At 59.0% G+C, this 19595-nt stretch carries 13 protein-coding genes; 8 read left to right on the plus strand and 5 right to left on the minus strand.

Annotation, left to right across the window (positions count from 1 at the left end; genetic code table 11):
• Positions 1-8 precede the first annotated feature (8 nt).
• The 4 genes from DYH27_RS09980 (at position 9) to DYH27_RS09995 (ending at position 3910) form a co-directional block, all read left to right on the plus strand.
• Complete coding sequence (locus DYH27_RS09980; RefSeq protein WP_004353594.1) at positions 9-638, plus strand: NADH:ubiquinone reductase (Na(+)-transporting) subunit D; 630 nt, start codon at positions 9-11, stop codon at positions 636-638.
• 2 nt (positions 639-640) lie between these two features.
• Positions 641-1267: an NADH:ubiquinone reductase (Na(+)-transporting) subunit E gene (gene nqrE, locus DYH27_RS09985; protein ID WP_013671860.1), complete on the plus strand. Its 627-nt coding sequence runs from the start codon at positions 641-643 to the stop codon at positions 1265-1267.
• A gap of 10 nt (positions 1268-1277) precedes the next feature.
• Positions 1278-2546 (plus strand): NADH:ubiquinone reductase (Na(+)-transporting) subunit F, encoded by a 1269-nt coding sequence (gene nqrF, locus DYH27_RS09990; RefSeq protein ID WP_004353570.1) that lies wholly within the window; start codon positions 1278-1280, stop codon positions 2544-2546.
• A 299-nt stretch (positions 2547-2845) separates the two neighbouring features.
• On the plus strand, positions 2846-3910 hold the full coding sequence (locus DYH27_RS09995; RefSeq protein ID WP_025067201.1) for a LacI family DNA-binding transcriptional regulator: 1065 nt from the start codon (positions 2846-2848) through the stop codon (positions 3908-3910).
• Positions 3911-4060: 150 nt separating this feature from the next.
• Here DYH27_RS09995 and DYH27_RS10000 read toward each other — a convergent pair whose 3' ends face one another.
• The 5 genes from DYH27_RS10000 to feoB form a co-directional block, all read right to left on the minus strand.
• Positions 4061-5341, minus strand: a complete 1281-nt coding sequence (locus DYH27_RS10000; RefSeq protein ID WP_029216506.1) for a DUF4302 domain-containing protein — start codon at positions 5339-5341, stop codon at positions 4061-4063.
• Positions 5342-5351: 10 nt separating this feature from the next.
• Positions 5352-6287 carry a zinc-binding metallopeptidase gene (locus DYH27_RS10005; RefSeq protein ID WP_004353573.1) on the minus strand — a complete coding sequence of 312 codons (936 nt, stop codon included), beginning with the start codon at positions 6285-6287 and terminating at the stop codon, positions 5352-5354.
• A 20-nt stretch (positions 6288-6307) separates the two neighbouring features.
• Positions 6308-7870, minus strand: a complete 1563-nt coding sequence (locus DYH27_RS10010) for a RagB/SusD family nutrient uptake outer membrane protein (protein WP_013671862.1) — start codon at positions 7868-7870, stop codon at positions 6308-6310.
• Positions 7871-7901: 31 nt separating this feature from the next.
• A complete protein-coding gene (locus DYH27_RS10015; RefSeq protein WP_025067202.1) occupies positions 7902-11210 on the minus strand; it encodes a SusC/RagA family TonB-linked outer membrane protein in 3309 nt (1102 codons plus the stop codon).
• 443 nt (positions 11211-11653) lie between these two features.
• On the minus strand, positions 11654-14134 hold the full coding sequence (feoB, locus tag DYH27_RS10020; protein WP_025067203.1) for a ferrous iron transport protein B: 2481 nt from the start codon (positions 14132-14134) through the stop codon (positions 11654-11656).
• Positions 14135-14789: 655 nt separating this feature from the next.
• On the opposite strand from feoB, the gene DYH27_RS10030 reads away from it, so the two are divergent.
• The 4 genes from DYH27_RS10030 to cmk all read left to right on the plus strand — a co-directional run bounded on the left by DYH27_RS10030 (position 14790) and on the right by cmk (position 19547).
• On the plus strand, positions 14790-16520 hold the full coding sequence (locus DYH27_RS10030) for a GH25 family lysozyme (protein ID WP_029216505.1): 1731 nt from the start codon (positions 14790-14792) through the stop codon (positions 16518-16520).
• A 166-nt stretch (positions 16521-16686) separates the two neighbouring features.
• Positions 16687-17394 (plus strand): glycoside hydrolase family 25 protein, encoded by a 708-nt coding sequence (locus tag DYH27_RS10035; protein ID WP_025067205.1) that lies wholly within the window; start codon positions 16687-16689, stop codon positions 17392-17394.
• A gap of 66 nt (positions 17395-17460) precedes the next feature.
• Complete coding sequence (locus DYH27_RS10040) at positions 17461-18819, plus strand: zinc ribbon domain-containing protein (RefSeq protein WP_025067206.1); 1359 nt, start codon at positions 17461-17463, stop codon at positions 18817-18819.
• Between the two features lie 38 nt (positions 18820-18857).
• Positions 18858-19547, plus strand: a complete 690-nt coding sequence (cmk, locus tag DYH27_RS10045) for a (d)CMP kinase (RefSeq protein ID WP_025067207.1) — start codon at positions 18858-18860, stop codon at positions 19545-19547.
• Positions 19548-19595 lie beyond the last annotated feature (48 nt).

The following is a 19595-nucleotide window of genomic DNA, read 5'->3' on the forward strand; positions in this document are numbered from 1 at the left end:
AAAGAAAAATGGATTTATTCTCAAAGCAAAATAGAGAGGTGTTCAGCAATCCGCTGAACCTGGACAACCCCATCATGGTCCAGGTGCTCGGCATCTGCTCCGCCCTCGCCGTCACTTCGCAGCTGAAGCCGGCGATTGTCATGGGGCTTGCCGTCACCATCATCACGGCATTCTCCAACGTGATCATCTCGCTCATCCGTAACACCATCCCCAACCGCATCCGCATCATCGTGCAGCTCGTGGTGGTGGCCGCACTGGTGACCATCGTCAGCCAGATACTCAAGGCCGTGGCCTACGACGTGAGCGTACAGCTCTCCGTCTACGTCGGACTGATCATCACCAACTGCATCCTCATGGGACGGCTCGAGGCGTTCGCCATGACCAACCGGCCGTGGCCCAGCTTCCTCGACGGCATCGGCAACGGACTGGGCTATGCCCTGATCCTCGTCATCGTGGGTGCCGTGCGCGAGTTCTTCGGCCGCGGGTCGCTGCTCGGCTTCAAGCTGCTTCCGCAGAGTTTCTACGATGCCGGCTACATGGACAACGGCATGATGACGATGCCGGCCATGGCGCTCATCCTCCTCGGGTGCGTCATCTGGGTACACCGTGCTTATTTCTATAAAGAAGACAAGAAGTGATTATGGAACATCTTATCAGTTTATTCTTCCGGTCCATCTTCGTGGACAACATGATATTCGCCTTCTTCCTCGGCATGTGCTCGTTCCTCGCCGTTTCGAAGAACGTGAAGACATCGCTGGGGCTGGGCGCAGCCGTCACCTTCGTGCTGCTCGTCACCACGCCGGTCAACTACCTGCTGCTGACGAAAGTGCTCGGACCCGACTGCCTTGCCGACGGTGTCGACCTGACCTACCTCAGTTTCATTCTTTTCATTGCGGTCATCGCCGGCATCGTGCAGATCGTGGAGATGGCGGTGGAGAAGTTCTCGCCCTCCCTCTACGGCGCACTGGGCATCTTCCTGCCGCTGATCGCCGTCAACTGCGCCATCATGGGCGCATCGCTCTTCATGCAGCAGCGCATCGGCCTCGACCCCTCGAGCACGCAGTACATCGGTTCCGTGTGGGATGCCCTCGTCTACGGCCTTGGCTCCGGCCTCGGCTGGACGCTGGCCATCGTGGCGATGGGTGCCATCCGCGAGAAGATGGAATATTCCGACGTGCCCAAGCCGCTGCAGGGACTGGGCATCACTTTTATCACCGTAGGACTGATGGCAATGGCAATGATGTGCTTCTCAGGTCTTAAAATCTAAGCGAACAATCATGGGACAATTCATAACAACAAGTATTGCGGTATTCCTGATTACCATCCTCGTGCTGGTAATCCTCCTGCTCGTGGCGAAGAAGTACCTCAGCCCGAGCGGAAAGGTGACGATAACCATCAACGGCGACAGGCAGCTGACCGTCGACCAGGGCAGCTCCGTCATGGCGACGCTGAACGAGAACGGCGTCTTCCTGCCTTCGGCCTGCGGCGGCAAGGCCAGCTGCGGACAGTGCAAGGTACAGGTGGTGGAAGGCGGCGGCGAGATACTCGACTCCGAACGCCCGCACTTCAGCCGCAAGGAAATCAAGGACCACTGGCGGCTCGGATGCCAGTGCAAGGTGAAGGGCGACATGGCACTGAAGGTGCCGGAGTCGGTCATGGGCGTCAAGGAGTGGGAGTGTACCGTCATCTCCAACAAGAACGTGTCCAGCTTCATCAAGGAGTTCAAGGTTGCGCTGCCGCCGGGCGAGCACATGGACTTCCTCCCCGGGTCCTACGCGCAGATCAAGATTCCGGCCTACGACTGCATCGACTACGACAAGGACTTCGACAAGAACGACATCGGCGAGGAGTACCTCGGGCCGTGGAAGAAGTTCAACATCCTCTCGCTCAAGGCACACAATCCCGAACCGACCGTCCGTGCCTATTCCATGGCGAACTATCCGGCCGAGGGCGACATCATCATGCTGACCGTCCGCATCGCCTCGACACCGTTCCTGCCGCGCCCGCAGGTGGGCTTCCAGGACGTGCCGACGGGCATCGGGTCGTCGTACATCTTCTCGCTCAAACCGGGCGACAAGGTGATGATGAGCGGGCCTTACGGCGACTTCCATCCCAACTTCACTTCCGGCAAGGAGATGATATGGATCGGCGGCGGTGCCGGCATGGCTCCGCTGCGGGCGCAGATCATGCACATGACCAAGACGCTGCACGTGCGCGACCGTGAGATGCATTTCTTCTACGGGGCACGCTCGCTCAGCGAGGCGTTCTTCCTGGAGGACTTCTGGGAACTGGAGAAGGAGTACTCCAACTTCCACTTCCACCTCTCGCTCGACCGTCAGGACCCGAAGGCGGATGAGGCCGGCGTGAAGTACTACACCGGTTTCGCCGTCAACTGCATCCGTGATGAATATCTCAGCAAGCATGAAGCACCCGAGGACTGCGAGTATTACCTCTGCGGACCTCCCATGCTTATCAAGACCGTCACCGACTATCTCGACAGTCTGGGCGTAGACCAGGATGCCATCATGTACGACAACTTCGGATAATAGGTCGCCGGTCTTCAGGAAGCAGCCTGCCGGACGTCAGACGGCAGATTCGCTGATTTCCCAGACGGCCGTCTGCCGGACTTCAGACGACGGTCTGCTGGTTTCTGGGCGATCTGTTTCCCTGATAACGAACAAGCGGGGGATGCCACCGGTGGCATCCCCGCTTGCTGTTCCTTCCGCCTTTCCGTCTCTCCTCCGTGCGGCTTTTGCTGCAAAATAATGTCTGTGACTACACGCATTCCAACAATTATTCGTAATTTTGCACCGTGTAAGGTGAAATAATTTATTCCTTTCTACCTATGGCGGAAAAGATCAGAATCAAAGACATTGCGGAGCGCGCCGGCGTAAGTGTCGGGACGGTTGACAGGGTGCTGCACAAACGCCCCAACGTGTCGGCGGTGGCCCTGAAGCGGGTGGAGAAGGTGCTCAAGGAGATGGACTACCAGCCCAACGTCTATGCCAGTGCGCTGGCCTACAACAAGAGCTATACCTTCTACTGTCTCCTGCCGAAGCATGCCAGCGAGACTTACTGGGAGGAGATAGAGACAGGGGCACTGAAGGCGGTCGAGATGCGCAGGGACTTTGACGTCGACCTGGAAATCATGTATTACAGCCGGCTGGACTCCCATTCCTTTATCACGACCTACCAGAAGTGCCTGAAGAAGAATCCGGACGGCGTGATTCTCGTCCCTACGACGCTGGAGCTGACGCGTCCCTTCACCGACGAACTGCACGAACGCAACATCCCTTTCATCCTGCTCGATTCCTATATGCCGTCCCTGCAGCCGCTGTCGTTCTACGGACAGGACTCCATCCAGAGCGGACGGTTTGCGGCGAGGATGCTCATGCTCGTGGCGGGAAAGGAACAGGCCGTCATGCTCATGCGGCAGACGAAGGACGGGAAGATGGCGAGCCGCCAGCAGGAGAACCGGGAGGTGGGATTCCGGCGTTACATGGAAGAGAACTGTCCGGAAACGGAAATCCTCGAGGTGAACCTGCCGCTGGATGAGGAGCGCAAACGCTACGACCGCATCCTGGAGAAGTTCTTCTCTGCCCATCCGGAGGTAAGGCACTGCATCACGCTGAATTCCAAGGCGCACATCGTGGGCGAGTTTCTCCTGAAGACCGGACGTCGCAATGTGCAGATCATGGGCTACGACATGGTACACAAGAATGCCGACTGTCTGCGTGCCGGGAGCATCTTCTTCCTCATCGCACAGCATGCCTATCAGCAGGGATTCTTCAGCGTCGACTCCCTCTTCCGTGCCATCGTGCTGAAGAAGAAGGTGGAGCCGGTCAACTATATGCCCATCGACCTGCTGACTCCCGAGAACATCGACTTCTATCACCGTTCCTGGGGGTAACGAGTAAGGTTCATTACCACCCATCGCCGCTTATCATCGCCCATCATTGCCTATCCCCGCTCACCATCGCCTATCCTCCCCCCCAAAAAAAAGCTGTCCCGAAAGCAGGAAACTACTCTCGGGACAGTTTTTTTTGTGTGGGGATGGGGGTCAGAAGTCTGCGCTCCAGATTCCTCTGTAGAAGACAAAGGACACCTCATCGTGGCTGTTGCTTGTCATGCGCAGCCACAGCGGATGCTTGGGATTGTCGATCGACAGTGTATAGTCTGTTGCCTGTCCGTTGACGAGGAAGGTGTTGGCGATGTCCTTCAGCTTGTACTGGTTGTAGAAGACGGCACCGTTCCTCTCGTTGGCCGTACCTTTCGGATTGGGCCTGAAGCCCTTAATGGTAATCTGGTCCTTCCCGCTGGTGCTGTAGAGCGTGCGGAGGTTGCCCCAGTTGTCGCCCACATAGGATGACAGGCTCAGGAAACCCGGTGTAGTGCTGAAGTAGACTGTGACGATCTCCATGTTCTTGCTTGCGGCATAGGCGGCGGCAGCCTTCCATACGTTCATTTCCGCCGTACTGCTGTAACCCACGTTGATGGTCCAGTTGTCGCTGAAGAAAGCTTCGAGCGGCGTGATGTCGCGCGGGGACAGCATGACGCTCTTGTCGTTGGGGTCGACCCACTTGTCGTCTGTGGAATAGGTGAATGCCGTCAGTTTCCTTCCGTTCAGCGAGTCGGCCTTCAGCACCTCGATGCCCTGCGGCGTGTAGATGAACGGAATGGCGACGGCCTTTCCGTTCTTGTCCGTCGTGTGCAGGGTATGCAGGTTCATCCTGGCAGGCAGCGTGTCTTTGTCGATGATGATGTTGTAGCGTTCGGAACTCATGCCCGACGCAACGGTGGCAATCTGCGTGAAGAAGCTGTCCCACGTGAGGTCTTCCGGCATAGGGGTCATGACGACCCGGTCACCGTGCTTGCGCCCTTCCAGGACGATGCTGTCCTTCGTGCAGGACATGACGCGGAACTCGAAGTCGCCCTGGAAGCCTTTCCCGTCCTTGCCGACAGACTTCCCGTTGATCTTCCCGACAGGGTCTGAATACTTGTGCAGGGCGGCATTGAAGGAGTCGAAGGACAGCAGCACGCCCTGTCCCTGCTGTACGGTGTAGTGCGAGGTAGCCTTGGCGTGATCGCTTTCCTCTTCGCAGAACACGTTGTCCTTCTTGTCGAATTTGCAGAGGATGTTGAATCCGCCGAATCCGCCGGAGCCCTGGTAAGCCATTTTCCATCCGTTCGGGGCAGCCGTGAGGATATCCTTTGTCTCGCTGATCGCCTCGGCGATGCGGTCGGGAGACGGCTTGTCGAAGGCATCTTCCACCTCCGGCGTACAGGAAGCCGTGAAGACGAGTGCCGTCAATGCAAACAGTAATCGATATGTCTTTTTCATAACTTAAGTCTTAATTTAATGTTTCCAGATCCAGTGTGCTTACTTCGCTTGCACGGCGCAGCACGATGGTGCGCAGCTTGTCGATGTCCACGCCCCACGCATCCTTCAGGTAGGTGCGGATGATGCTCAGCTTGGCAAGGATGGCCTTTTTGCCGCTCTCGTCGCCGTTGGCTGCCGTGACGGCCTGTGCGAGCCGTTTCTGCCACATGGCATCGGTGTCGGTTACGTAGCAGGAGAAGACCTCGGCGAAGTCCTCGTTGTATTCGCTGCTGGCATAGCCTGTGACGAATCCTTCCGCTCCCGAGTTCAGGTCCTTCACGTTCACCCAGTCGGCCGTGTGGTACTTGCCGGCGGAGATGCCGCGGAAGTCGGTCGAGTAGTCCTTGAGCTGGGTCAGGATGTGTGCGAACTCATGGTGCATCGTGTGGAAGTAGGCCCGGTTCAGGTCGAAGGCATCCGACGTGCCGTAAGGCGTCGTCTGCTCGATGTAGATGTGGGCGGGGTCGAGTGCGTTCACCTGGAAGAGGTTGACACGGATGCCGCCCTCGGCGAATCCCAGTACGATGGAGCCGTTGCTGGTGTATTCCGCCGACCCGATGAGCTGGAACTCACGGAAGCAGTGCTGCTTGAGGAAGTCGGGGCCCATCAGTTCGGTATAGGCATCGAGCCACACGTGCTTGATGATCTTTGCCAGGGCGATGGACTTCTTGATGTCCGCCGGACTGACGTTGTATGACATATCGCTGTTCTGGTCGATGTAAAGGTAGTCGAACCGGATGTTGTACGGGTCGGCGAAGTTCTTCCGCAGCCATTTGTCGAAAGCCGTGCTGTCCGCCTTTGCCTCTCCTTTCTGGAAGATGGAGCGGGACGTGTCGACATCATCGTTTGAACAGGCGGCAGCCAGGGCTACGACGACTGCCATGAGCAGGAATTTTATTGTTTTCATATGTATAGTCCTCCTTTTGTTTAATTTTCTCGTGGGTTAGGTTCCATTCCGGCCTCGATGACGTCGCCCGGCAGCTGCAGGGCACCGCGGAGGTCGCCGGTCTTGAAGTAGATGGGGTTCTCTCCGTCGAGCAGATGGGTGAAGGCGATGCCGTAGCGTTTGATGTCCATGAAGCGCAGTCCCTGCATGCAGGTCTCCAGCCGGCGCATCTGCAGCAAGGCGTAGAGCAGGTTGGTCTGGGTCTCGTCAATCGTGAATCCTTGTGGGTGCAGTGCCTTCTTGACGCCCATCTGGTCTTTGCTTTCCATCTTCTCCGGCACCGTTTCCTGGCTGTCGAAGAACGCCTTGATGGAGGCGATGGTCAGCGTCGGACGTGTCGCCGTACCGGAAGACGGGGCACAATGTACGGACACCCATGTGTTCATGTCGGCCAGTGCCTCGGTGTATTTCTTCAGCAGGATCTCTGCCTCGGCACGCACGAGGAGGGTCTCGTCAGCCGTAAGGACGGGATCGACGACATGGATGTAGCCTCTCGTCTTGGCGGCATTGGTGTATTCCCATTCGTCCGCCAGCTTCGGATAGACTACCACCTGGTTGGGTCCGTAGAGGAGCTTCGTCTCATAGAGCGTGTTGTTGATCGAGCCGGTACCCCAGGGCATCTCCGCCCAGTACAGCTCGCGGTCGACGAGGTAGTTGGCGTAGTTGTAGCGGTTGAAGGCACTTGAGGTGGTCGCATACCCGAGGTAAGAGACCGCCGTCTGGAGCATGAAGTTGGCATTCTCGCTGGAACTGATGTAGTTGTTGTGTATTTCGCGGCGGCCGCCCGAAAGGCTCTTGTAGCGCGAGACGGTGCGCATGAGCGACGCCGGCTGCGTGCCGAGTGCCTTGGTGGCATACTCCAGTGCCTTGTCCCACTTGTGGTAATAGAGGTTGAAGCGTGCGGCGAAGGCATAGGCGGCCCGCGGGTTGAAGTGATACTTGGGCACCGTCATGTACTCGTCGCTGACATGGGGCAGTGCCGCCTCGATGTCGGCGTTGATGTTCTCGTAGAGTTCGCGCAGCGTACCCCGCTTGTCCACCGACCGGTTCGCCTCCTTGGGGTAAGGCAGTCCGAGATACTGGTCGGCTTTCGACTCGTCGTAGGCCATGCAGAAGGCATTGGCGATGCTGAAGACCGCCCATGCCCGGCAGAGCAGCGCCTCGGCGCGTACGGCTTCGATGTTGCCGCTCTTCACCTTGCCGAGGTCTTCCAGCGCCTGGTTGGCGTTGCCGACGGCGTAGTAGGCGTAGCCCCATACGTGCTGCGGGTCGTCGTTTCCGGTCGTGTTGACCGCCTTCCAGCGGTACACCTGGTCCTGGTCGGTCTGGTAGTAGAAGGTCTTTCCGTTGTCCGTGACGTTGTCGCTGCTCCACTCCATCATGAAGGCCGGGGAGGCTGTAGAGTAGGCGGAGGACACGAGCTGCGTCGCTTTCTCGAAGTCGTTCACCTCGGCACGGTCGTCAGGCAGACGGTCCAGGAAATCGTTGCAGGAGGAAAGACCGAGGAGGCCTGCCCCCAGAAGCAAAACACTTATCTTTTTCATTTTCGTTTTCTCCTTATTGTTTTTGTATGTATCAGATTCCAAGCCGCAGCGTCAGGGTGAACTGGCGGGGTACAGGCAGGGCCACGCCTCCTGAATTGAAGAACTCCGGATCCTGTCCGTTGAGTTTCTTGTCAGAGTAGATCAGGAAGAGGTTGGTCGCCTGCAGCTTCAGGCTCATCGAGCTGAGTGCGATGTGCCGGATCAGCTGTGCGGGGAAGTCATACGCCAGGGAAATCTCCTTCATGCGGATGAAGTCGCCCTTGGCGATGCGCTCTGTAGAGTAGTTGTATGCGTTGTAGGCGCGGTGCAGATAGCCGTCCTGCTGGATGGAGCGGAGGTCGGCGATGGCGGGGATGGTGGTGTGGGCCTCGTCGCCGGTCTTTGTCCATCGGTTGCGGAATTCCTTGGGCATGGCGGACATATCCGAATAGCTCGTGCTGAAGAAGGGGTCGAGACGCACTTTGTTGCCGAAGGCGTAGGTGGTGAAGATGCTCAGGTGCCAGCCCTTGTAGGAGAAGGTGTTGCCGAAGGAACCGGTGACGGTCGGGTCGGTCGGCCCTTCGTACTTCAGGTGGTCGAGGTCGTAGCTCTGGAAGTCTACGCCGCTAGTGGTGAGTTCACCGTCCTGGTTGATGACCTGCGGTATGCCGTGCTTGTTGAGTCCCTTGAATTCCCAGGAGAAGAGGGCGCGGTAGGGATAGCCCACCATGGTGAATCCCGACCCGCTGACCATCGACATGATGCGCGAGCGGCTGTCGAGGTCGGTGACGCGTGTCTTCACGTGGGAGAAGATGAAGTCGGTTGTCCACTGGAAGTTCTTTGTCAGGATGTTCTTGCTCGAGATGGAAAGCTCTTCTCCGTGCGACTTCATGCTGGCCACGTTGGCATATTCGGTGATCGTACCCTTCGTGCCGTTCGTCGTGCGCGGCCCGATGAGGTCGTAGTTGTTGCGGGTGTACCAGTCGAAGACGACATTCAGGCGGTTGTTGAGGAAGCCGAGGTCCATGCCGATGTTGAACTCGTGCTTCTTCTCGTATGTCAGGTCGGGATTGGCGAAACGGGAGATGTAGAGTCCCGTCTCCTTGTCGACGGCGAAGGGCCGCCAGATGTTCGAGCTGCGGATGATGACCTGCGAGTTGGTGACGGCCGGCTTGTCGCCCGTCAGCGAGTAGGAAGCGCGCAGCGTGGCGTGGGTCATGGCGTTCTTGAAGGTCTTCTGGAACCACGGCTCTTCATGTGCGTTCCACACGCCGGATATGTTCCACGTAGGCAGCCATCGTGCCGTGCGCGCCTTTCCGAGGCGGTTGCTGCCCTCGTAGCGTGTGGTGAAGTTGGCGGCATAGCGTCCTTTCCAGGAGTAGTTGGCCGTTCCGAAGAAGGAGACGTCGCGGTTGTACGAGTTGTAGAGGTCGTAGTACAGGTTGTTGTCCTCGATGGCATGCTTGAAGTAATGGTAATCGTAATTGGGGAGATAGCCCATGCCGTACTGCATGCCCACCCCCTCGAAGTAGCTCTGCGTGCGGACGGTGTTGTTGATTTCCATACCGCCGTAGAAGTTAACGATGTGCCGCTCGTTGAAAACGTCGTTGTAACTTGCCGTTGCACGGAAGTCCCAGCTGTTCATGCGGTACTTCGTCTCGTCGTAGAATCCGCCCTTCGGCAGCACCGAGAACTTCAGCGAGTTGGGCTGGTCGGGGTCGAGGTAGAGCCAGGGGTTGGCGTTGCGGATGGTGGCATCGTCCATGGCACGGTAGGCCATCGCCATGTTGGAACCCTCACGGATCTGTGTGGCCTGCGAGGTGATGGAGTACTTGTAGGCCCCCAGCACGGATAGCTGCACTTTGCTGACGGGCTTGTACTTCAGTTCCGCCTGCACCTTGAGGTCGAGGACATCGAAGTCGATGAAGTTGTTCGCCAGCTCGTGGTGGATGTTGAACGGTGCGTAGTTGCGCACGTAGAATGTGTTGGGATCCAAGGCCCTTGAGGAGTTGATGGCATAGGAATAGGGGTTGATGTCGAAGTTGCGGTTCACTGCCCCCGACACGACATCCACGTCCTGGTTGACCGATCCCGGTGCCCGCTGCTTGCGGTAGGCGGTGTTGCCGATGAGGTTCAGCGTCACCTTCTTGCTGATGTTGTAGTTGGCGTTGATGGAGTAGGTCAGACGGCGCACCTTGCTCTGCTCGGCCCATCCGGGGTCGTCCATGAAGGAGAAGGAGGTGTAGTACTGCGCTTTGTCCGTACCCGACGACATGGAGATGGAGTGGTTCATCGAGATGGAATTGCTGAACAGCTCCTTGAACCAGTTGGTGTTGCGCATTTCCGCCTCCCGGAGGTAGGCGTTGATGGCGTCGTCGTTGTGGGCGATGCCGAAGCGGCCGTTGGTGGTGTCGTAGGTGTTGAGGAGGTTGTACATCTTCCCGTAGACACCGCTGGTGGATGCACGCAGCGTGCGCGAGAAGGAGAACAGTCCGTCTGCGGCCATCTCCTTGTAGATGCCCATCTGCTCCTGGGAGTTCATGATGTTGAACTGCGAGTAGCTCGGGCGGAGCCGCATGGTGTATTCTCCGGTGTAGCTGATGCGGTTGCTGCCGGCCTTGCCCTTCTTCGTCGTGACGACGATCACGCCGCCCATGGCGCGCGCACCGTAGATAGAGGTGGCGGAACCGTCCTTGAGGATCTGGAAGCTCTCGATGTCGTCGGCGTTCAGTCCGGCGATGGCAGAGGAGATCAGCGTGGCCGCATCACCCGAGGAGAGGTTGTCGGCATCGACTTCGGTGACGTCTTCCATGATGACTCCGTCGACCACCCACAGCGGCTTCGACGAACCGTAGATGGACGTGGCACCGCGCACACGGATCTTCGGTGCCGTACCGAACGTACCCGAGACGTTCTGGACGCTCACGCCGGCGGCGCGGCCTTCGAGCGACCGGCTCACGTCGGCCATGCCGTCGAGCTTCGCCTTGGAGGCGTCGATCTTCGTGGCGGCACCCGAGAAGAGGCGTTTGTCCTGCTGGGTCATACCTGTCACGACGACCTCCGTGAGCTGGTGGTTGTCGTTGGTGAGGCCCACCTTCATGCCGTCCTTGGGCGTGAGGGTCTGCGTGACCATGCCGATGTAACTGACTACGACTTTCTTTCCTGCAGGCACGTCCAGCGTGAACTTTCCGTCGATGTCGGTGACGGTTCCCGCCGTGGTACCCTGTACCATGACGGATGCGCCGATGATGGGTTCACCATCGTCCTGAGAAAATACAGTACCATTGATCTTTGTCTGACCGAACGCCGTGCCGATTGACAGGACGAGCCCAAACAAAAAAAGCGCAAATCTTTTCTCCATAGATTTTTTAAAATTAACTGATTTGTTTACTAAGGCATTGTTTTCAAGGCATCTTCCTCCTCCCTTCCTGGAGGCGCACAGGGCGGACGGCATGATGCGGCGGCAGATGCGGGTATCATGGAGGTGCGGCAGCACCTCGTCGATATTCCGGCATTGAAGCGTGATTGTTTAGGTTTCTTTATGCTTTGTTACTGCCGTTGGGTGCAAATGTAGCGAATATTTATAAAAGAACCAAGAAAAAAACGAAAAAATGTTGTGGGGGGGAGGAGAGGGGAAGCGGAGATAGGCGGCAATAAGCGGGGATAGGCGGCAATAAACGAGGATAAGCGGTGATAACGCGGTAATAAGCGTGGGTAAGCGGTGATAAGACTTATCCCACCTTACCCACCACATCCCCTCCTTCGGTGGGGTTTGGGGAGACATTAGGAGCTTGGGGAGATTCCTCACATCACCCACATCCCCACCTGGAACACGGCGGCACTGACCACCCAGGCCAGCACGGTGGTGTAGCCGGCGGCGAAGAGCGCCCACCGCCAGCTGCCGGTCTCGCCCTTGATGGCGGCGATGGTGGCGATGCAGGGGAAATAGAGCAGTACGAAGAGGAGGAAGCAGAACGCCGTCAGCGTGGCGACCGGTTCAGCCTCACGGTAGCTGATGCCGTGCAGCTTGGCGACATCCTGCGTGATGAGGCGGTGCAGCTTGGTGTATTTACCCGTCTCGTCGCTGTAGCTGTTGTCGTCGGAGAAGCTGTCGTCATCGGAATAGAGCACGCCCATCGTCGAGGCCACGATTTCCTTCGCCCCCACGCCGGCCAGCAGTCCCACGTCCAGTTTCCAGTTGAAGCCCTGCGGCCGGAACAGCGGCTCGACCGTCTTGCCCAGCTGTCCGATGTAACTCTGTTCCTGCCGTGCCTGCCGGTCCATGTGCGGGTCGTCGGGCAGGGGGAAGTAGCCCAGTGCCCATACGATGATGGATGCCACGAGGATGATGCCGCCCATCTTCTTCAGGTACTGCTTGCCTTTCTCCCAGGTGTGCCGTCCGATGGCCTTCCACGTCGGGAAGCGGTAAGGCGGCAGCTCCATCACGAACGGCGTGTCCTCGCCCTTGACGACGAAGACCGAGAAGAGACGGCTCATGACGACCGCCATCACGATACCTATTATATATAAGGAGAGCATGGCGAGCGACCGGTACTTCATGGCGAAGAACGAGCCGGTGATCATGACGTAGATCGGCAGGCGCGCCGAACAGCTCATCAGCGGCAGGATGAGCATCGTCACCAGGCGGCTGCGTCGGCTCTCGATGGTGCGTGTCGCCATCACCGCCGGCACGTTGCAGCCGAAGCCCATGATGAGCGGTATGAACGATTTTCCGTGCAGTCCCATCTTGTGCATCAGGCGGTCCATGATGAAGGCGGCGCGCGACATGTAGCCGCTGTCCTCCATGTAGGAGATGAAGAAGTAGAGAATCAGGATCTGCGGCAGGAAGACAATGACCGCTCCCACGCCGCTGATGACACCGTCTACGAGCATGTCCTTCACCGGTCCGTCGGGCATGTGGGTGGCGATGAAGCCGCCCAGCCGGCTGACGGCGGCGTCGATCCAGTCCATCGGGTACTGCCCGATGACGAACGTGGCGGTGAACATCACCAGCAGGATCAGGAAGAAGATGGGGAACCCGAGGTACTTGTTCGTGAGCACCTTGTCGATGAGGTGTGTCGTCTGGTACGTGTCCTTCTTGTCGCCCGTGGAGAAGCCCGCCTCTTCCAGCGCACCGTGGATGAAGCCGTACTTGGCATCCATGATGGCTGTCTCGCTGTCGCTGCCCGTCTCCTCTTTCACGCGTGCGGCGGCGGTGTCGCGGTGCCGGAAGATCTCGGCCGAGTCGCCCAGCGGTGCGATGAGCTGCTCCACGTCCTTGTCGTGTTCGAGGAGCTTGATGGCGAGGTAGCGGGTGGAATACCGCTGGCGCAGCTCGGGGTATTTCTTCAGGTGCTCCTGCATCTCCCGGATGCCGTTCTCTATCTCGTGTCCGTGGTTGATGTGGATGTGGCGGAAGCAGGGCGACTCGTCCTCCTTCCCCTCGTAGACGGCGATGACCTGCCTGAAAAGCTCCTTCACGCCGCGTCCGCTGGTGAATACCGTCGGCACCATCGGCGCACCGAACAGCTCGGAGAGCCGACGGACGTCGATGTTGTCGCCGCGCTGTTCGGTCTCGTCGAACATATTGAGTGCGCAGACCATGCGGACGTGCATGTCGATGAGCTGTGTGGTGAGGTAGAGGTTGCGCTCCAGGTTGGACGAATCGATGACGTTGATGACGACGTCCGGCGTCTTGTCTACGAGCTGCTTGCGCACATAGAGTTCCTCCGGGCTGTAGGCCGAGAGACTGTACGTGCCGGGGAGGTCGACGAGGTTGAACTGATAGCCGTCGTATGCGGCGTGGCCCACCTTCGCGTCGACCGTCACGCCCGAGTAGTTGCCCACCCGCTCGTGTGCCCCGGAGGCGAAGTTGAAGAGCGATGTCTTGCCGCAGTTCGGGTTGCCCACGAGTGCCACGCTGATGGTACGGCTCTTGCGGTCGGCGGCATCCGACAGCTCGGTCGGGGTCAGCTCCTTGTCGCTGCCGTCTCCGGGGTCGGCAGGCAGGGCGGCGTTGCGGGCCGTACGGACCTCCGCTTTCTCCAGCCTGCGGGCCTCCTCCTCCGAGAGCACTTCGATCTGGTCGGCCTCGCTGTGGCGCAGACTGACTTCATAGCCCATGATCTTGTATTTCACGGGGTCGCGCAGGGGGGCGTTGAGCAGCACCTCGACGGCCTTGCCCTTGATGAATCCCATTTCGATGATGCGTTTCCGGAATCCGCCGTGTCCCGATACCTTCACGATGACGCCGGTCTCGCCGGTCTTTAATTCTGATAGTTTCATAAGCTTCTGGTTCAAAATCCGGCATTCACCATTCACGATGATACCGCTGCCGTTCCCTTGTGCCTGCTGCGTGCGGCAACGTCCGCCCGGGAGTCCCGACGGCTCCTGCTCCTGCCGGAGTGGCCGTACGTCCGGCCGCCTGACAAGCAAAGGTAATGAAAAAAAACAGAACAGCCATCCCCTGCAGGCGAAATACCTAATAATGGGGATGCCGGCCGGAAGCGGAGGCTGCCGGATGATCGGCTTCCCTTGTTCTTTCACCCTTCCACATCTCCCTGTTTCACAGTAGGTTGTAGGTGCGTTGCAAGTAAGGCCTGATTGCAGTCCAAGTAAGGCCTGATTGCACGCCAGACAAGGCTTAGTTGGAACGCAAGTAAGGCCCGATTGAAACGCGGGTAACGCCTGTTCGGAATGCAGGTGAACATGAGGCGGAGTTTCCCTGCATGGCGGCCGCCTCCTTGCCCGGAAAAAAGAACGGATTTGCCCGGACTGTAGAGAATGGTCTGACACAGAGACCAGGGGAACAGATGATTTCCCGGAATCATTCTGCCAATAGGACATTTCAGCTCGGTCTCATGATTTTTCCGCTGCATGGGGGGAGAAGCTGGAGAATTATTGGTAACTTTGCAGCGTCGTTAAAAAAAACTTCATCCAGATGAGTCAACTGCGTCCTGCCAGGCAGATCCTGTATGCAGGAGGCGGCATTGCGGCCGTACTCCTCCTCGCCGGTCTTTTTCTCCGCACCCTTCCTCCCTCACGGCAGGAGGTGGAGGAGAGTGCCGTGACCGTCAGACAGGCATCCTGCTACGTGCTGGAGGCCGACGGAAAGGCAGCGGCCTATTTCGCCGACTATGCCGACTCGGTCTTCACGGGCGGATCGGTCAGCCGGGATTCCGTCCATACACGCTGCGTGGTGCAGCGCGGCTACTGGGTGAACCGCCTGCCTGTCGTCCCCTCCTGCTTCGGACGGATCGTCACGGGATGGAGCAACCGGCCGGCGGCGGTCGTCAACCTCGGGAACGATGCCGTGCGGCGGCTGCTCTTCCGCACGCTTGTCAGGATGGATGCGGAGATGGGCGGCCTGCAGACCCAGCGCAACGAGCTGGGTTACTACCTCCGTGTACACAGTGTGCAGGACTACGGCTACAACAAGATCGCCGACTACCATGAGGTGGTGGTGCAGCGGATGGACTCGCTCCGGAAGGTGCTGGAGGCGGTACACGGCATCGTCACCTCCCATGCACGGCTCCGCATCCGCCAGCTGAACAGCTATTCCATCACTGTGCCGGGCCGGCGGAAACGGACCGTCTGCAACCGTCTGGAAATCTTACGTGAGCGGAATGCCGTGCTCCTGCAGACCGAAAACGGCATGACACCCTTCCGTGTCACCACGTCCCTGCGTGCCGGCAAGGCGGCCGACGAGCTGAAGCGGTACTACCGGCAACATCCGCCCAGACCGTCGCTTCCGGGGCCTGCGGGCATCCGTGTGGACGGCGGACGCTACGACGGCGAGATACGGAAAGGCCGCCCCGACGGTTACGGCCGCTTCTACGGCGATGACGGCCGCTTCTACGACGGACACTGGAAGGAGGGCCTCCGCGACGGGTTCGGCATCTATGTCGCCCCCCACGAGTATCTGCAGGTAGGCGAATGGAAGAAGGGGGTCTTCAAGGGCGAACGCCTCACGTACAATGCCGACCGCATTTACGGCATCGACCTCTCGAGACACCAGCATGAGCAGCAGGGCCGATACTACCACATCAACTGGAACAGGCTCCGCATCACCCACCTCGGCACGCTGAGCAGCAAGACCGTCAAGGGAAGGGTAGACTATCCCGTCTCGTTCGCCTACGTGAAGTCGACGGAGGGCTGCACGGTGCTGAACGCCTATTATCTTACTGACTACGCCGAGGCGCGTCGGCACGGCATCCGCACGGGGACTTACCACTTCTTCTCCACGACGTCGCCCGGTGCGGCACAGGCCGACCATTTCCTGAAGTGCAGCCGCTTCGGCAAGGGCGACCTTCCGCCGGTACTGGACGTGGAGCCGAGCGATGCACAGATTGCCGGGATGGGCGGCGCGGAGGCGATGTTCCGCAGCATCCGTGCCTGGCTGACACGTGTACGGCAGCGCACGGGCCGGCGCCCCATCCTGTACGTCAGTCAGATGTTCGCCAACCGCTACCTGCCGCAGGCACCCGACCTGGGCGACAACTATCTCGTCTGGATCGCCCGCTACGGCGAATACAAACCCAACATCAAACTGATTTACTGGCAGCTGAGCCCCGACGGGAGGGTGCGCGGTATCCACGGCGACGTAGACATCAACGTCTTCAACGGCTACCGCAACCAGTACGGGGACTTCCTGAAACGGCACTGCTTCTGAATGGCGGCCTCTACGGCGGCCGCCGTCGCCTGTCCCGGTCCGCTGCGTCTCCCTCAGTCCGGAGGGTCTTGGAAGAGGCTTCCGGCAGCAGGAGGATGGATTAAGAAAAACTAAATTATATCCTTTTCAAACCACAATCTCAACAGAAAGTGTTACCTTTGCAGTTATGGAATTGAAAAAAGTATTGTTCTTTATCCTCTGCATATTCTCCTTCACAGGCCTCCGCGCACAGTACAACATCCAGTGCGAAGACACCTGCAGCCACATCCACGGTCTCGACATGAGCCATTACCAGGGTGACGTGTGGTGGGAGATGGTGGCCGAGAACAGCAACCACAAGCTCAACTACGTCTATCTGAAGGCGACCGAGGGCGGGTCGCGCACCGACCAGCGTTACCTCGACAACATCGAGGCGGCGCAGCGGTACGGCATGAACGTGGGTTCCTACCACTTCTACCGGCCCGCCGTACCGCAGGAAGAGCAGCTGCGCAACTTCCGTATGCAGTGCCGCCCGCAGGACCAGGACCTCATCCCGATGGTCGACATCGAGACGACCGGCGGACTGGGACGCGAAGCCCTGCGCGACAGTCTGCAGCGGTTCCTCGTCCTCATGACAAGGGAGTACGGTGTAAGGCCGCTCGTCTACACCTACACCAACTTCTACGACCGCTACCTCAGCGGGGCACTGGACGGATACAAGCTCTTCATCGCACAGTACAACGGACGCGAGCCGGTACTGCAGGACGGCAGGGACATCTTCGCCTGGCAGTACACCGGAAAGGGACGCATCAACGGTGTGAACGGATACGTGGACAAGTCGCGGCTGATGGGGAAGCACAGTATGCGCGAGATACGTTACCGGCGAAGGCGATAGCCCCCGTACACAAGAGAGAAAAGGCAAGGAGAATCGGTAAAATCACAATAATCGAACGTTGAATCAATGATCATCAAATGCCCTGAATGTGGCCATCAAGTGAGCGACAAAGCTCCCGTCTGTCCGAGCTGCGGCGTGGAGATAGCGGGACACATCGTCAGGTGTTCCCACTGCGGAGAACTCTATCTCAAGGAGGAACCGTCGTGCCCGAACTGCCATCATACGGAGACTGACGCAACGGAGGCCGGAAGCAAGTCGCCTGCCGGCGTACAGGAAGAGAACGGCGGAAAGGCCGGTCCGATTGTCGTGATGCCGGTGGCGGAAGACGGGGCCGGCAGCAGGGAGACATCCGCCGCCGCTGTGCCCGAGGCCGGCAGCGGGAAGGAGGAAGCACACGGAACAGCGGACAGCTCCTCAGCCGGCAGCGAGGTGGAGGAACAGACGGTAGATGCGGACTTCATCATCGACGATGCCGCCGACGAAGAGGCGATTGCCGCTGCGGAGGCCGTGCAGGAAGCCGCCGCAGGAGAGACTCCGCAGAAGCACGGCCACGTCTCGCTGGCCGTCTCGCTGCTCATCGCCGCCATCACGGCGGCCGTACTGCTGTTCCTGTACAACCAGGGAGCGGACATGAGCAGGGCGAACAGCGAGCAGGAAGCCTATGCACAGGCCCTCGGCAGCGACGAACCGACCGTCCTGCGGAACTACCTCGCCGAGAATCCCTCCGCACCGAAGACGCACCGCGACAGCGTCGCCGCACGGCTGAAGACGCTGGTGACCGCCGACCACAGCCGGCAGGATGCCGACAGAGAACTGGCGGCGGCGATGGCCGGCAATTCGAAAGCGGCGCTGCAGCAGTTCCTCTCTAAACACCCCGACACGGAACACCGCAGTGAGGTGGAAGCCCGGATCGATGAGATAGACTGGGCGCAGGCGGTGGAAAAGAACGACGAGAACGCATACCTCGGCTACAAGGCACAGCACGCCGCAGGCCTGCACAGCAAGGAGGCCGACGAGAAGCTGAAGACGCTTCTTGTACACACGGTATCGGACGGTGAGAAGACGGCGGCTGTCGGTGCCGTTCGCCAGCTGCTGCAAGGCATGAACAGCAAGAGCAGCGAAAAGATTGCTGGTGCCGTGGCACCCTCGCTGAACTTCCTCGGTGCAGGCGGCTCGACGGCAAAGGACATCCGGCGTTACATGACCGACAGACTCTATCAGGCCGACGTCAAGACCATCAACTGGCATCTCGGATCGCCGGCCGAAATCACCAAGGACAGCAACGATGACGGTGCAGAGCTTCACCTGAAAGTGCCTGCCACGCTCGACATCGAACGCAAGGGCGGCAGGTCTCGGCGCAACTACATCCTCTCGGCGACCGTCAAGGACGGGAAAATCACGAGGGTGAACTGGAACCAGATATAGAACCGGCTGCCGGGAAGCACGCTAACAAACAACACGCAATGAAGAAAATAACCATCGCCATCGACGGCTTCTCCTCCTGCGGGAAGAGTACGATGGCAAAAGATCTGGCAAAGGAAATCGGCTACATCTATGTCGATACAGGGGCGATGTACCGTTCGGTGACGCTCTATGCGATGCGCCACGGCCTCTTCCGTCCCGACGGAACAGTCCGTGAACAGGAGCTGCAGGAACAGATGGAGAATATCCACATCAGCTTCCGCCTCAACCGGGAGGCCGGCCGTCCGGACACATTCCTCAACGGAGAGAATGTAGAGAACGACATCCGCACCATGGAGGTGTCGGCGCACGTGAGTCCCATAGCCGCACTTCCATTTGTCCGGAAGGCATTGGTCGGACAGCAGCAGCGCATGGGGGCGGAGAAAGGTATCGTCATGGACGGACGCGACATCGGGACGGTGGTCTTCCCGGATGCCGAGCTCAAGATCTTCGTGACGGCATCAGCCGAGGTGCGTGCCCGCCGCCGCTACGACGAGCTGAAGGCGAAAGGCATGGAAGCAGACTACGAAGACATCCTCCGGAACGTGCAGGAACGCGACTACATCGATTCGCACCGTGAGGTATCACCGCTCCGCAAGGCGGACGATGCCATCGAACTCGACAACAGCGACATGACGATAGCGCAGCAGAAGGAGTGGCTGCTCAGACAGTACAGGAAAGCGGTGGAGTAGAAGCCCTCCCCCAACCCCTCCGAAAGAAAGGATATGGTAGGATAAGGC

The sequence above is a fragment of the Prevotella denticola genome (genome assembly GCF_900454835.1).
GTDB lineage: Bacteria > Bacteroidota > Bacteroidia > Bacteroidales > Bacteroidaceae > Prevotella > Prevotella denticola.